The organism is Streptomyces sp. TG1A-60 (assembly GCF_037201975.1).
Taxonomy (GTDB): Bacteria; Actinomycetota; Actinomycetes; order Streptomycetales; family Streptomycetaceae; genus Streptomyces.
The window spans coordinates 2,784,413-2,797,867 of the sequence record NZ_CP147520.1 but is presented as its reverse complement, the minus strand read 5'-3'; the positions used below and the strand labels follow the sequence as shown (position 1 = coordinate 2,797,867).

At 70.9% G+C, this 13,455-nt stretch carries 13 protein-coding genes; 6 read left to right on the top strand and 7 right to left on the bottom strand.

Going from position 1 to position 13,455, the window contains the following annotated elements; genetic code table 11:
• The first annotated feature begins 227 nt into the window (after positions 1-227).
• On the top strand, positions 228-1,088 hold the full coding sequence (locus WBG99_RS11460; RefSeq protein ID WP_338896229.1) for a PHP domain-containing protein: 861 nt from the start codon (positions 228-230) through the stop codon (positions 1,086-1,088).
• 149 nt (positions 1,089-1,237) lie between these two features.
• Positions 1,238-1,843 carry a MarC family protein gene (locus tag WBG99_RS11455; RefSeq protein WP_338896228.1) on the top strand — a complete coding sequence of 202 codons (606 nt, stop codon included), beginning with the start codon at positions 1,238-1,240 and terminating at the stop codon, positions 1,841-1,843.
• A gap of 87 nt (positions 1,844-1,930) precedes the next feature.
• Here WBG99_RS11455 and WBG99_RS11450 read toward each other — a convergent pair whose 3' ends face one another.
• Positions 1,931-2,083 (bottom strand): hypothetical protein, encoded by a 153-nt coding sequence (locus WBG99_RS11450; RefSeq protein WP_338896227.1) that lies wholly within the window; start codon positions 2,081-2,083, stop codon positions 1,931-1,933.
• Positions 2,084-2,325: 242 nt separating this feature from the next.
• Between WBG99_RS11450 and WBG99_RS11445 the strand changes: the two genes are divergently transcribed.
• A complete protein-coding gene (locus WBG99_RS11445) occupies positions 2,326-3,216 on the top strand; it encodes an NYN domain-containing protein (RefSeq protein WP_338896226.1) in 891 nt (296 codons plus the stop codon).
• A 73-nt stretch (positions 3,217-3,289) separates the two neighbouring features.
• On the opposite strand, the gene WBG99_RS11440 is transcribed toward WBG99_RS11445, so the two are convergent.
• Entirely contained in the window at positions 3,290-4,159 is an 870-nt protein-coding gene (locus WBG99_RS11440; RefSeq protein WP_338896225.1) for an alpha/beta hydrolase, read from the bottom strand.
• A 250-nt stretch (positions 4,160-4,409) separates the two neighbouring features.
• Positions 4,410-6,701 carry a DEAD/DEAH box helicase gene (locus WBG99_RS11435; protein WP_338896224.1) on the bottom strand — a complete coding sequence of 764 codons (2,292 nt, stop codon included), beginning with the start codon at positions 6,699-6,701 and terminating at the stop codon, positions 4,410-4,412.
• Between the two features lie 457 nt (positions 6,702-7,158).
• Here WBG99_RS11435 and WBG99_RS11430 point away from each other — a divergent pair, with 457 nt between their 5' ends.
• Complete coding sequence (locus WBG99_RS11430) at positions 7,159-7,935, top strand: ferritin-like fold-containing protein (protein ID WP_338896223.1); 777 nt, start codon at positions 7,159-7,161, stop codon at positions 7,933-7,935.
• Between the two features lie 110 nt (positions 7,936-8,045).
• Here the strand turns inward: WBG99_RS11430 and WBG99_RS11425 are convergent, their stop codons facing one another.
• From WBG99_RS11425 to WBG99_RS11410, 4 genes are all read right to left on the bottom strand, one after another.
• Entirely contained in the window at positions 8,046-8,315 is a 270-nt protein-coding gene (locus tag WBG99_RS11425) for a hypothetical protein (RefSeq protein WP_338896222.1), read from the bottom strand.
• A 215-nt stretch (positions 8,316-8,530) separates the two neighbouring features.
• On the bottom strand, positions 8,531-8,758 hold the full coding sequence (locus WBG99_RS11420) for a DUF3107 domain-containing protein (RefSeq protein ID WP_009293559.1): 228 nt from the start codon (positions 8,756-8,758) through the stop codon (positions 8,531-8,533).
• Between the two features lie 289 nt (positions 8,759-9,047).
• Positions 9,048-9,689: a TetR/AcrR family transcriptional regulator gene (locus tag WBG99_RS11415; protein WP_338896221.1), complete on the bottom strand. Its 642-nt coding sequence runs from the start codon at positions 9,687-9,689 to the stop codon at positions 9,048-9,050.
• A gap of 307 nt (positions 9,690-9,996) precedes the next feature.
• A complete protein-coding gene (locus WBG99_RS11410; RefSeq protein ID WP_338896220.1) occupies positions 9,997-10,215 on the bottom strand; it encodes a hypothetical protein in 219 nt (72 codons plus the stop codon).
• 287 nt (positions 10,216-10,502) lie between these two features.
• Between WBG99_RS11410 and WBG99_RS11405 the strand changes: the two genes are divergently transcribed.
• On the top strand, positions 10,503-11,672 hold the full coding sequence (locus tag WBG99_RS11405; protein WP_338896219.1) for an alpha/beta hydrolase: 1,170 nt from the start codon (positions 10,503-10,505) through the stop codon (positions 11,670-11,672).
• A 574-nt stretch (positions 11,673-12,246) separates the two neighbouring features.
• On the top strand, positions 12,247-13,317 hold the full coding sequence (locus WBG99_RS11400) for a DUF3152 domain-containing protein (protein ID WP_338896218.1): 1,071 nt from the start codon (positions 12,247-12,249) through the stop codon (positions 13,315-13,317).
• Positions 13,318-13,455: the final 138 nt, after the last annotated feature.

Below are 13,455 nucleotides of genomic sequence, written 5' to 3'. Positions count from 1 at the left end.
TGCGGGCTGCGGGCTGCGGGCTGCGCCGGGGGCTGGGGCTGGGCGTGCAGTTTCCGCGCTCCTGGCTCTTGCGCTCCTCGCTCTTGCGCCGCTGGACGGGGCTGTCAGCGGGCCCTTCCCGGCACCTGTAGGGGGTGCTCCCAGGTTTCGGGTGTGACAGAAGCGGTTTGGAAGAGCGTTATCCTTGAGCGTCCGCTTCCGCTTCGTCTGAGCCTGGAGTCCGAGTCGTGCGTATCGATCTGCACTGCCACTCCACGGCCTCCGACGGTACGGACACCCCCACCGAGCTGGTACGCAAGGCCGCGGCGGCAGGGCTGGACGTCGTCGCGCTGACCGACCACGACACCACGCGCGGGCACGCCGAGGCGATCGCCGCTCTGCCGGAGGCGCTCACGCTGGTCACCGGCGCCGAGCTGTCGTGCCGGCTGGACGGCGTCAGCCTGCACATGCTGGCCTACCTGTTCGACCCCGAGGAGCCGCGGCTGCTCGCCGAGCGCGAGCTGGTCCGGGACGACCGGGTCCCGCGGGCCCGGGGGATGATCGCCAAGCTGAACGACCTGGGTGTGCCCGTGACCTGGGAGCAGGTCGGGCGGATCGCCGGCGGCGGTTCCGTGGGGCGTCCGCATGTGGCCACCGCCCTCGTCGAACTCGGCGTCGTACCGACCGTGGGCGACGCCTTCACCGAACAGTGGCTCGCCGACGGCGGCCGTGCCTACGTCGAGAAGCACGAGACCGACCCCTTCGAGGCGATCCGGCTGATCAAGGGCGCCGGCGGCGTCGCCGTCTTCGCCCACCCCGCAGCCGTCAAGCGGGGCCGGACCGTACCGGAGTCCGCCATCGCCGACCTGGCAGCCGCCGGGCTGGACGGTATCGAGGTCGACCACATGGAACACGACCCGGCGACCCGGGCGCGGCTGCGCGGCCTGGCGAGGGAACTGGGTCTCCTCACCACCGGATCCTCGGACTACCACGGCAGCCGCAAGACCTGCGTGCTCGGCGAGTACACGACCGACCCCGAGGTGTACGGGGAGATCACACGCCGGGCTACCGGAGCGTTTCCGGTCCCGGGGGCCGGCGGGGCCCTCTAGCTGGCCCTCTCGTCCTCGCGTCGCCTCGCCCTCTCTTCTCCCGTCGTACGGCACCCGGCCGTCTCCCCTGCCGGCCGTGCCCACAGCGGCGACGGTCGGGCGCAAGGCCGCGCCCTCACCTTTCGTCTCCTCCCCCAGCAAGGCATCCCGTGTTCGATCTCGCCGTCTTCGGCTCCCTCTTCCTCACCCTCTTCGTGATCATGGACCCGCCGGGGATCACCCCGATCTTCCTCGGGCTCACCGCAGGGCGGCCCGCCCGTACACAGAAGCGGATGGCCTTGCAGGCCGTCTGCGTGGCCGGCGGAGTGATCACCGTCTTCGGGCTGCTCGGGCATCGGATCCTGGCCTATCTGCATGTGTCGGTGCCGGCGTTGATGATCGCGGGCGGACTGCTTCTTCTGTTGATCGCGCTGGATCTGCTGACCGGCAAGACCGACGAACCGAAGCAGACGAAGGACGTGAATGTCGCGCTCGTGCCGCTGGGGATGCCGTTGCTGGCCGGTCCCGGTGCGATCGTGTCGGTGATCCTGGCGGTGCAGAAGGCGGACGGCTTGTCCGGACAGGTGTCCGTGTGGGCCGCGATCCTGGTGATCCACGTCGTGCTGTGGCTGACCATGCGGTACTCGCTGCTGATCATCAGGGTCATCAAGGACGGCGGTGTGGTGCTGGTGACGCGGCTGGCGGGCATGATGCTCTCCGCGATCGCCGTGCAGCAGATCATCAACGGTGTCACCCAGGTCGTGCGGGGTGCCTGAACGGCTGTGCACCCGTCGGTCCGCGTAGCAGAGCCCCGTACGGCGTCGGTGCCGTACGGGGCTCTGAAGTGTGAACGGGACCGCGTACTACGAGGCGGTCACGTCGGCCGGGCGGATCCAGAGGCGCTGCCCGATGGCGGCGGCCTGCTGCACGATCCGGTTGACGGAGGCGGCATCCACGACGGTGCTGTCGACAGGCGTGCCGTCGACATCGTCGAGTCGCAGGATTTCGAAGCGCAAGGGCTTCTCCCTTCGTCTGGTCATCCTCCTGAGGAGAACTACTGGTGGTGGTTCACGGGTCGTCGGTGCCCGTGTTCCCTGAGTAATCAACGGTATGCATGTTACAAACATTCCCTACGCTAAGGAAAATTTTCGAGAACCTAATTACTGAGCGGTAAGAGGTGGGCATGTCTGCCTGCGAGCGGGAAGACTGATCGGGACCGGTTGTGTTCGCAGCGTGACCGCCGGGACAATGGATGCATATGAACGACGACCTCACGGCGCTCGGCGCCCGCATCGACCGTACGAACGAGTTGCTGCAGCGCATGCTCGCCGAGGTGGCGAAGACGCCCTCGACACACGCGATCTTCGTCGATGCCGGGTATCTGTACGCTGCCGTGGGACGGCTCGTCGCGGGAACCGAGGACCGGCGGTCCTTCGACCTCGACGCGGAGGGCCTTATCGAGGCGCTGATCGACAAGGCGCGGACGATCTTCGCGGACAGCCGGCTGCTGAGGGTCTACTGGTACGACGGGGCACGCCGCCGCATCCACACGGCGGAGCAGCAGTCGATCGCCGAACTGCCGGACGTGAAGGTGCGCCTCGGCAACCTCAACGCCAACAACCAGCAGAAGGGTGTCGACTCCCTCATCCGCACCGACCTGGAGTCACTGGCCCGGCACCGCGCGATCAGTGACGCGGCCCTCATCGGCGGCGACGAGGACCTCGTCTCGGCGGTCGAGGCCGCGCAGGGGTACGGGGCGCGGGTCCATCTGTGGGGCGTCGAGGCGCCCGAGGGCCGCAACCAGGCCGACCCGCTGCTCTGGGAGGTCGACAGCCAACGGACCTTCGACCTCGACTTCTTCAAGCCGTATGTGTCCCGGCGGGCCGCGGCCTATGAGGCCTCCGGGCCCCGCCCCTCCCGCGAGGACGTCCGCTTCGTCGGCGCCCAGATCGCAGCGAAGTGGCTCGCCGCCCGGGGACGGGAGAGCCTGCAGGAGCTTCTGCACGGCCACCCGTACCTCCCCGGCTCCGTCGACCAGGACCTGCTCGTCGAGGCGGAGGGACTGCTCCAGTACTCGCTGCGGGGGCAGGCGGACCTGAGACGGGCGCTGCGGGACGGGTTCTGGGAGCACTTGCGGGCGCAGTACTAGGCAGTAGGCAGTACTGGCGGGCGCTTTTCACGCCGCCGGTGGGGTCCGGGGCTCGATCGTCCTGTGCCGCTGATCAGCCGTCGATCCCGTCCCAGAAGGCGATGAGGGCGTCCGCCGTCGCCTTCGGCCGGTCGGTGTTGGGGGAGTGGTCGGCGTCGCGGATGACGGTGCGGTGCGCGCCCAGGCGTACGGCCATGTCGTCGAGGACCGGGATCGGCCAGGTGTCGTCGCGTTCGCCGGACAGGACGTGCTTGGGCAGGTCCACGGCGGCGAGGTCGGCGACGCGGTCGGGTTCCGCGCAGAGCTGGCGGCCCGTGGCGATGAGCTGGGCGGGGCTGGTGGCGAGCCAGCGGCGGCGCAGGTCGGCGCGGTCGTCCAGACCCTCGTCGAGGGCGCCCGTCTCGGTCTCCTCCGGCGCCTCCATCGCCTGGATGGCGTCCCACACCTGCTCCATGCCCATCACGGCCAGGGCGTCCCGCAACAGCTTCAGGCGCTGCTGCTGGCCGGCCGAGATCTGGGCGGGGCCCGAGGACATGAGGGTGAGCGAGGCGAAGGGAGAGGCGTCCAGCAGCAGGGCGGCGCGGGAGATCTGGCCGCCGAGGGAGTGGCCGACGAGGTGCAGGGGGCCACCGTCGCTCACCGCCGCCGCCTGGGCGAGCAGGTCCTTCGCCAACTCCGCCTGCGCGTACGGTGCCTCGTCGTCCTTGGCGCCCGGACTCTCGTACTGTCCGCGTCCGTCCACCGCCACCGTGCGGTATCCCGCGTCCGCCAGCGGTTCGTGCAACGCGATGAAGTCTTCCTTGCTCCCGGTGAAACCCGGCACGAGCAGCACGGTGCCCTTGACCGCCGTCCCCGCCTCGATCACGGCGAACTCGCCGCGAGGGGTGCGCAGACGGTGGGCGCGGGCGCCGGGGGGCGGGGTGAAGGTGGAGGGACGGCTCATGGGGGGAGGGTAGCTGGCGGGTGGGTCGGGCGAAATCCAGCTCCTCGGCGCTGGAGAAGCGAGGTCCTGGGCGGATCCCCGTGGCAGGTCGATGGGGCGCCGCCCCTGGGGACGGGACGGTAGGGGCGGCGGGCGCGGAGAAGACCCTTTGCGGGAGAACCCTTTGCGGGAACGCCGAAGACCCAGCCCGCGAAAAGCCGAAGACCCGGACCCCGAAAACGGGGACCGGGCCTCGTTCAGCTGAACGGCCTCAGCTCTCCGCGGACTCCACGGCGGCAGCCGCGGCCTTCCGCGTCCGCCGACGAGGCGCCGGAGCCTCGGCCGTCTGCTCGGCGGCGACAGTCGAAGCCGCCGCCTTGCGAGTACGTCGCGGCTTCGTGGCCTGCTCCTCCGTCGGCTGAGCCGGCACCGTGGCCTCGGCCGTGGCCGCCGCCGTCTTACGGGTGCGCCGCCGGGGAGTGGCGGCCTCGGCCGTGTCGACAGCAGCCTCGGCAGCGGCGTCCGTCGACTCGACGACAGCCTCCGCTGCCTTGCGCGTACGACGACGGGTCTTGACCGGAGCCTCTGCCACCGCCTCAGCGGTCACGGCCGGAGAAGCCTCCACCGCGTCGGCCGCGGCCTTGCGGGTCCGGCGGCGCGGCTTGGGCGCCGCTTCCTCGGTGGTGGTCTCCTCGACCACGGCCTCGGCGGGTGCGGCGGCCTTGCGGGTGCGACGGCGCGGCTTGGCCTCGGCCGTCGGCGGCTCGGCGTCGGTCGTGCCCTCGGCCGTGTCGAGCACGGCTTCCGCGGCAGGCACGGCCTCGACGGCTGCCACCGCGGACTTACGGGTGCGACGGCGACGCGGCTCGGAAGCCTCCTCGACGGCCTCGACCGACTTGGCGGGCGTGCCCGCGACGGTCTCGACCACGGCCTCGGCCCGTTCAGCGGGCGCGGCCGTCTCGACGGCGGCCTCCGTGGCGGGAGCGGCCCCGGCGCGCGTACGACGGCGACGCGGCTTGGCGGTCTCCTCGACCGCCTCGACCACGGCCTCGGCGGGTGTGCTCTCGGATGCCTCCACGGCGGTCTCGACGGCAGGGGCCGCCCCGCCACGCGTACGGCGGCGACGGCGTGGTGTGCGCGGCTCGGACTCGTCGGAGCCGGAACCGCCCGGCGTGGGCGCGGGTGCCGAGGGCTCGGTGACCGCTGCGGCCTCCGGGGACGCGCCGTCGACCGTGGCACCGCCACGCGTACGGCGGCGATGGCGCGGCGTGCGCGCCGGGCGCTCACGCTCGGCGGACGGCGACGGACCGGAGGAACGGCCGCCGCGCCCGCGCGGACCGCGCCCGCCCGGCTCGCCCAGGTCCTCCAGCTCCTCCGCGTCCAGCCCCGCCCGAGTGCGCTCGGAGCGCGGCAGTACGCCCTTCGTGTCCGCGGGGATGCTCAGTTCCTCGAAGAGGTGCGGCGAGGTGGAGTAGGTCTCCGGCGGGTCGTTGAACCCGAGGTTCAACGCCTTGTTGATGAGCTGCCAGCGCGGGATGTCGTCCCAGTCGACGAGTGTGATCGCGATGCCCTTGGCGCCCGCGCGGCCGGTGCGGCCGATGCGGTGCAGGTACGTCTTCTCGTCCTCGGGGGACTGGTAGTTGATGACGTGGGTCACGCCCTCGACGTCGATGCCACGGGCGGCGACGTCGGTGCAGACGAGGACGTCCACCTTACCGTTGCGGAAGGCTCGCAGAGCCTGCTCGCGGGCGCCCTGGCCGAGGTCGCCGTGGACCGCGCCGGAGGCGAAGCCGCGCTGCTTGAGCTGGTCGGCGAGGTCGGCCGCCGTGCGCTTCGTACGGCAGAAGACCATGACCAGTCCCCGGCCGTCGGCCTGCAGTATGCGCGCGACCAACTCGGGCTTGTCCATGTTGTGCGCGCGGTAGATGTGCTGCGAGGTGTTCGCGACTGTCGCACCCTCGTCGTCCGGCGCCGTGGCGCGGATGTGGGTCGGCTGCGACATGTAACGGCGGGCCAGCCCGATGACCGCGCCCGGCATGGTCGCCGAGAAGAGCATCGTCTGGCGGCGGGCCGGCAGCATGTTGATGATCTTCTCGACATCGGGGAGGAAGCCCAGGTCGAGCATCTCGTCGGCCTCGTCGAGGACCAGGCACTTGACGTGCTTCAGGTTCAGCTTCTTCTGGCCCGCGAGGTCGAGGAGCCGCCCGGGGGTGCCGATGACGACGTCCACACCCTTCTTCAGGGCTTCGACCTGGGGCTCGTAGGCCCGGCCGCCGTAGATCGCGGTGACGCGGACGTTGCGCACCTTGCCGGCGGTCAACAGGTCGTTGGTGACCTGGGTGCACAACTCGCGCGTGGGGACGACGACGAGCGCCTGCGGGGCGTCGACGAGGTCCTCGGGCTTGGCGCGACCGGCCTCGACGTCGGCGGGGACGACGACGCGCTCAAGGAGCGGGAGGCCGAAGCCCAGCGTCTTGCCGGTGCCGGTCTTGGCCTGGCCGATGACGTCGGTGCCGGAGAGGGCGACCGGGAGCGTCATCTCCTGGATGGGGAAGGGGTTCATGATGCCGACGGCCTCCAGGGCCTCGGCCGTCTCGGGGAAGATTCCGAGATCTCGGAAAGTCGTAGTCAGGGTGCTGCCTCTTCTGTGTACGCGGTGCGAGGCGAGCGCGGGGGGTCGTGTCGACCGTGCGGGGACGTCGGCCGCCCTCACGGGCGGGCCGTGTGGCACGGGACCACTGCCGACGCTCTAGCGCTCATACCGCTGAGGGGTTCCCTCCGGACGCCGTACGCAGAGTGCCGTACGGAAAAGGAGGGCTGTCGGGTCGGAGCCGATCGGGCCACCGACCGGGCATCCTCATGCGTGCGGCCTGTCGAGGCACCGTCGAACTACGTCGGCGTACCAGCAGGCGCATTACCACCATACCTCGGAATCGCGCATATGCGATGGCCGATTCGGTCACGTAGTCGTCGTCACAGTGGATGACCACGCCCTTCCGCCCTGCGGACAGCGGGCTATTGTGCGCTTCATGACCACGTCTGACAAGCCTGAGAACGCCCCCGTCGGCGAGTCCGCCGACACCGCCGACACCACCGAGGTCACCGGGATCGCCGCCCAGGACTGGGCCCGGGCCTCCGCCGATCCGCAGTACCGGGCCGCGGTGGTGGATCTGCTGGGCGCGCTGGCGTACGGGGAACTGGCGGCGTTCGAACGGCTCGCGGAGGACGCCAAGCTGGCGCCGACCCTCGTCGACAAGGCGGAGCTGGCGAAGATGGCGGCGGCCGAGTTCCACCACTTCGAGAGGCTCCGGGACCGGCTCACCGAGATCGGAGAGGAGCCGACCCGGGCCATGGAGCCGTTCGTCGAAGCGCTCGACGGGTTCCACAAGCAGACCGCGCCGTCGGACTGGCTGGAAGGGCTCGTCAAGGCGTATGTCGGCGACTCGATCGCCAGTGACTTCTACCGGGAGGTCGCGGCGCACCTCGACACCGACACGCGCGGGCTGGTGCTCGCGGTGCTGGACGACACGGGGCACGCCGGGTTCGCCGTGGAGAAGGTGCGGGCGGCGATCGACGAGGACCCGCGAGTGGGGGGTCGACTGGCGCTGTGGGCGCGGCGGTTGATGGGGGAGGCGCTGTCGCAGTCGCAGCGGGTGGTGGCCGACCGGGACGCCCTGTCCACCATGCTGGTGGGGGGTGTCGCCGACGGGTTCGATCTGGCCGAGGTGGGGCGGATGTTCTCGCGGATCACCGAGGCACACACGAAGCGGATGGCCGCGCTGGGCTTGGCCGCGTGAGCGCCTAGTCGCCGTGGGGTGACTTGTCGTCCGGCGGGTGCGGGTGCTTCGTGGCTGGTCGCGTGGTTCCCCGCGCCCCGGGACAGGGCTTCGCGCTTGTCCCGGACCCCTCACGCCGTCGCTGAGCTGCTGCGTCGAAAGCGTTCCGTCGGGCGCAGCAGGAGGGAGAGGGAGGCGGCGGCGACGATCAGGGCGCCGGTGAGGACCAGCAGGTAGTTCGCGGACAGTGCCGTGTGGGTGAGGAACGCACCGAAGAGGGCTCCCGCGATGCCGGTCGGAAGGACCAGGGTGCGGGGCGGCAGCCGGTGCGGCAGGCGGTAGACGGCGGCGCCGGCCAGGGCGAGGCCGAGAAGTGCGGATCCGAGTGCTTCCAAGAACATGATCGGGGTTCCCTCCCGCACAGCCTGGCCTGGGCAAATCGGTCGTAGCGGGTACTACCCGCGAGTCACGAGACGCAATCATCCTCTGTGGGGGAGATATGGGGGCTCTGTGCGGTTGAAGGTCATGAGCGCACTGGGGGATGGGCGTACGGCAGGGCCCGGTGGTTTCACTTTCACACCACCGGGCCCTGCCGTACGCCTCTTGTGCCTCTTGACTACAGCGCGCTGAAGCCCACCTTGCGGACGGTCGGCTCGCCGATGTCGACGTAGGCGAGACGGTCGGCAGGGATCAGCACCTTGCGACCGTGCTCGTCCGTGAGGCTGAGCAGCGCCGACTTGCCGGCCAGCGCCTCGGCAACGGCACGCTCGACCTCCTCGGCACTCTGACCGCTCTCCAGAACGATCTCGCGGGGCGCGTGCTGCACGCCGATCTTGACCTCCACGGCTATGTCCCTCCGACGGTCAGTGAGATGCGCGGGCTTCCGCGCCGTACGCAGCACACATTAGCCCGGTGAGGGGACGTACATGTTCCGCGCGAGAACGCCAGGAGCGAACAGGGTGGGGGAACGAAATCCCGGACCGGGGCTGCGTCGCAGTCACCGGCCCGGGCTGTGCACGTCAGTTACGTCGATCAGTCAGTTCCGTCGATCAGCGCTGAGCGCCCAGTGCTGGGCGGGCAGTGCTGGGCGAGCAGGGGCAGTCAGTCAGTGCCGGTCGGTCAGCCGGGGTCGGTCAGTGGGGTTCGAGGCCGTGCAGGGGGAAGCCGGCGATACCGCGCCAGGCCAGCGAGGCAAGCAGCTGGACCGCCTGCTCACGCGGGACGCTGCGGTCGCTGTGCAACCAGGACCGCGCCACCACCTGGGCCAGGCCGCCCAGGCCCGAGGCGAGGAGCATCGACTCCGCGCGTGACAGGCCGGTGTCCTCGGCGATGACGTCGCAGATGGCCTCGGCGCACTCGTTGGTGACCTTGTCGACGCGCTCGCGCACGGCGGGCTCGTTCGTCAGGTCCGACTCGAAGACCAGCCGGAACGCGCCGCCCTCGTCCTCGACGTACGCGAAGTAGGCGTCCATCGTGGCCAGGACGCGCTGCTTGTTGTCGGTCGTCGACGCGAGCGCGCTGCGTACGGCCTGGATCAGGGACTCGCAGTGCTGGTCCAGCAGGGCCAGGTAGAGATCGAGCTTGCCGGGGAAGTGCTGGTAGAGCACCGGCTTGCTGACACCGGCACGCTCGGCGATGTCGTCCATCGCGGCCGAGTGGTAGCCCTGTGCCACGAAGACTTCCTGGGCGGCGCCCAGCAACTGGTTCCGTCGGGCTCGGCGCGGCAGGCGTGTGCCCCGCGGGCGCGCCGCCTCTGTCTGCTCGATGGCTGTCACGCCGCCTCCCAAGATCGTCCACATGCGGTGTGCGCCGCGCCGTCATCGTACTTTTCGGTAACCCGGGTGCGCGCGGTGCGAGCGCAGAATTTCACGGACCGGACGGCGGGGAAAGTGCCGCGGACCACGTCAAACAGGGGCAGGGCGGGCAGAAGGGAGCCCTTTCTGGTCACCGATCGTCGCCTTTCGTCTCACCGGTGGTCCTCCCTGGTGAGGGCGGGGTTACCGGCAGTCGCACCCGGCCGTGCCGGGCCGTGCTGACCGTACCGAGTCGTGCCGGGGCCGTGTCGAGTCCGCAGGTCGCGGCCTATCGGTAGTCGTCCTCGTCGAGGGAGACCACTCGGGCCTGCTCCGCCAGGTCGGCCTCGTTGGCGGCGTCCTTGTCGGCGTCGGTGAGCGGGTCGTCCCGGTCCTGCGCGACCTCTGTGTGCTGCTCGGCGGCGTCGGCCTCGGGGGCCTCGACGTCCTCGAACTCCACGGGCTCCTCCTCGGTGAAGGTGTCGGGTTCGGTCGGGTCAACGGCCATCGTGGATACCCCTTCCTGGTGCTGCACCGGCGCCGGGCGGACCACCCCTGAAGGCGGCGGAGCCGCGTACGGGTGCCCGTTCGTGAGCCCAGGTGCCCTGTCTACGAGCCTAGGAGACGGGCGATCGTGGCGCCATGCGGTCCGGAGCGCTTCGGCGGTGAGTGCTCGGCACTCCGGTACCCCGTGACATACGGCCGATGCTCGGCATCGCTCCATGGCGCGATCTGTGACGGCGAACACAGGGGAACACATGAGCCACTACGTGATCGTCTCGTAACATTGCCCGCATGTCTTCGACCGAGCTGCCGTCCCTGCTGAACGCCACCGCGTCGCCGAAGGCGAGTGCCGTGCGTGTGGCGCCCGGTGAGCGGCTGCGGTCGGTCCGGCTGCCGGGGATCACGCTGACGGTGCGGTCGAGACCGCCGGCGTGCGCAGGGCTGCCGCCCGCCCTGTACGTGCACGGCCTGGGCGGTTCCTCGCAGAACTGGTCGGCGCTGATGCCGCTGCTCGACACGCTTGTGGACAGTGAGGCGCTCGATCTTCCCGGCTTCGGTGACTCGCCGCCGCCGGACGACGGCAACTACTCCGTCACGGGACACGCGCGCGCGGTCATCCGCTACCTCGACTCCGCCGAGCGCGGCCCCGTGCACCTTTTCGGCAACTCCCTCGGCGGCGCCGTCGCGACCCGCGTCGCCGCACTGCGCCCCGATCTCGTCCGGACGCTGACCCTCGTGTCGCCCGCCCTGCCGGAACTCCGCGTGCAGCGGACCGCCGTGCCGACCGCGATGCTCGCGCTGCCGGGCATGTCGGCACTGTTCACCCGCTTCACCAAGGGCTGGAACGCCGAGCAGCGCGTACGGGGCGTCACGGCGCTCTGTTACGGCGACCCCGGCCGCGTCACGGAGGAGGGTTTCCGCAACGCCGTGGAGGAGATGGAACGGCGCCTGCGACTGCCGTACACGTGGGACGCGTTGACCCGGTCCGCACGCGGGCTCGTGGACGCGTACACCCTGGGCGGGCAGCACTCCCTCTGGCGCCAGGCCGAGCGTGTCCTCGCGCCGACCCTCCTCGTCTACGGCTGCCGCGACCAACTCGTCGGCTACCGCATGGCCCAGCGCGCCGCCCGCGCCTTCCGCGACTCCCGCCTCGTCTCCCTGCCGGACGCGGGACATGTGGCGATGATGGAGTACCCGGAGGCGGTCGCCGCCGGGTTCCGCGAACTGCTCGCGGATTCGGCGAAGTTGAACGGCGGGGAGGTGTCGGGGCCGGTGGGTTCGGCGGAGGCAGAGGCTGAAGCCGAGGCCGGGACCAGGATCCAGACCGCTACGTCGGCTTCGGCTTCGGGTGATGCGTCGGGTGACGGTGCCCCGGTGGGTCGTGGTGGCTCGGCCGCCGCCGATGACGACGAACCGGCCGCGGGCGGGTCCGCCACGGGATCTGCCGGTGTGGGGAGCTGAGGCGCGGCGTGGGACGGCACAGCCGCAAGGGGCGGGCGCCGAAAGGCGACACCAACGACATGCCGGTGACCCGGACGGCCGCGTCCGCCGACCCCGGCGACCGCCGGGCGGCGGCGCCGCGACCAGCGGGAGCACCGGTGGCGGGCGGGCCGATATTTCGGGGCGCCGAAGGCGCACCGGCTCCGGGGCCGACGGCAGGGGCGCGACCGCCGGGCGGTACTCCGCCACCGCGCGGGTACGACGCGACTCGGGGCCAGGGGGTGCCTCCGTTCACCGGCGCCGGGCCCGGGCAGGAGGGCCCGCGTGGCTCCGGTGGCACGCCCGCACACGGGTTTCCGCGGTTTCCCGAAGGTACGCCGGCGCACGGTGTGCCCCGCTTCGCCGACGGCACGCCGACGCACGGCTTCCCCGACTCCCCGACGGCACCCCCACCCGCGGCGTCCCGCAGAGCCGTGGTGATCATCCCGAGCAGCGTGAAGCGGGTGGTGGCTGGGGACAGTCGGGTGGTGGCGGGCGTCAGGCAGGTGCCGGGCACGGCGTGGCGCACGGGGCTCCCGCAGGTGCCCCGTACGGCGTGCCTTCGGAGCGTTCCGGTCGCCGTGTCCCCATTCCCCGGCAGCGGCGGGAGAACATGCCCTCCGGTGGCCCCCGCCAGGCCTATCTGGACGCCTTCGACGAGGTCGACGACGTCTTCGCTCCCGGTCGGTCGCACGGCGTCGCGGGCGTGCCGGACGCCGAGGACGACGGCCGGGTCGAGGTGGCTCTCGCGGAGAAGCCCCTGCGAGGCCCGCCCGAGGCCGGGCGCGACGTGCCCGAAGTCACGGAGACGGCGAAGGGCGGCAAGGGCCGGGCGTTCGCCGGGATCGCGGCCGCCGCGGTCACGACCGTGCTGGCGGTCGTCGTCGGCGGGCAGGTGGCCGACGGCCAGGACGGCACCGCCACGCAGTCGCAGCCCGCCGACGCCGGTGCGCGTGATGTGTGGGACGCCTCGCGCGGCGACAGTCGGCCCACACCGTCCGGTACGCCGAGCCCGAGCGTGGCCCCGCTGTCGTACGACGAGAAGATGGACAAGAAGTACACGCTCGCCCCGGACCTTGCGGGGGGCGGGGGGTTCGAGGCGGTCGGGGGCTTCGACGAGGCGCCGGGGAAGGGGCGGAAATACCGCTACCGGGTCGACGTCGAGAAGGGGCTCGGGCTGGACGCGGAACTGTTCGCCGAGGCCGTGCGGAAGACCCTGAACGACGACCGGAGCTGGGCACATAGTGGCGGCCGTACGTTCGAGCGGATCTCTTCGGGGACGCCCGACTTCGTGATCACGTTGGCGAGTCCGGGCACCACCGCGACGTGGTGTGCCAAGTCGGGACTTGATACGACCGTGGACAACGTGTCCTGCGATTCGGCCGCCACCGAGCGCGTGATGATCAACGCGTACCGCTGGGCCCAGGGCTCGGAGACGTACGGCGATCAGATCCACGCGTACCGGCAGATGCTGATCAATCACGAGATCGGCCACCGCCTGGGTTACGGCCATGTGACCTGTGACAAGGATGGGGAACTCGCCCCCGTCATGCAGCAGCAGAGCAAGTTCCTCACCCATGACGGGATCACCTGCAAGGCCAATCCCTGGCCGTACCCCGGGAGTTGACTGGGCGGCGGTGTACGGCCGCCCAGTATCCGATGCGGAGTGGTCACTTGATTCCTTAGCGCGACAAAACGCGTTGCGTCAGGGAAAGTTACGACCGTTCACCCCTTTTGGTGGCGTGATGGACAACCGTCCGTCGCG

Coding starts and splice junctions, on each gene's coding strand:
- WBG99_RS11445 (WP_338896226.1), top strand. CDS start 2,326: ATGAACGACGACCTCACGGCGCTCGGCGCCCGCATCGACCGTACGAAC.
- WBG99_RS11440 (WP_338896225.1), bottom strand. CDS start 4,159: ATGAGCCGTCCCTCCACCTTCACCCCGCCCCCCGGCGCCCGCGCCCAC.
- WBG99_RS11435 (WP_338896224.1), bottom strand. CDS start 6,701: ATGAACCCCTTCCCCATCCAGGAGATGACGCTCCCGGTCGCCCTCTCC.
- WBG99_RS11425 (WP_338896222.1), bottom strand. CDS start 8,315: ATGTTCTTGGAAGCACTCGGATCCGCACTTCTCGGCCTCGCCCTGGCC.
- WBG99_RS11410 (WP_338896220.1), bottom strand. CDS start 10,215: ATGGCCGTTGACCCGACCGAACCCGACACCTTCACCGAGGAGGAGCCC.
- WBG99_RS11405 (WP_338896219.1), top strand. CDS start 10,503: ATGTCTTCGACCGAGCTGCCGTCCCTGCTGAACGCCACCGCGTCGCCG.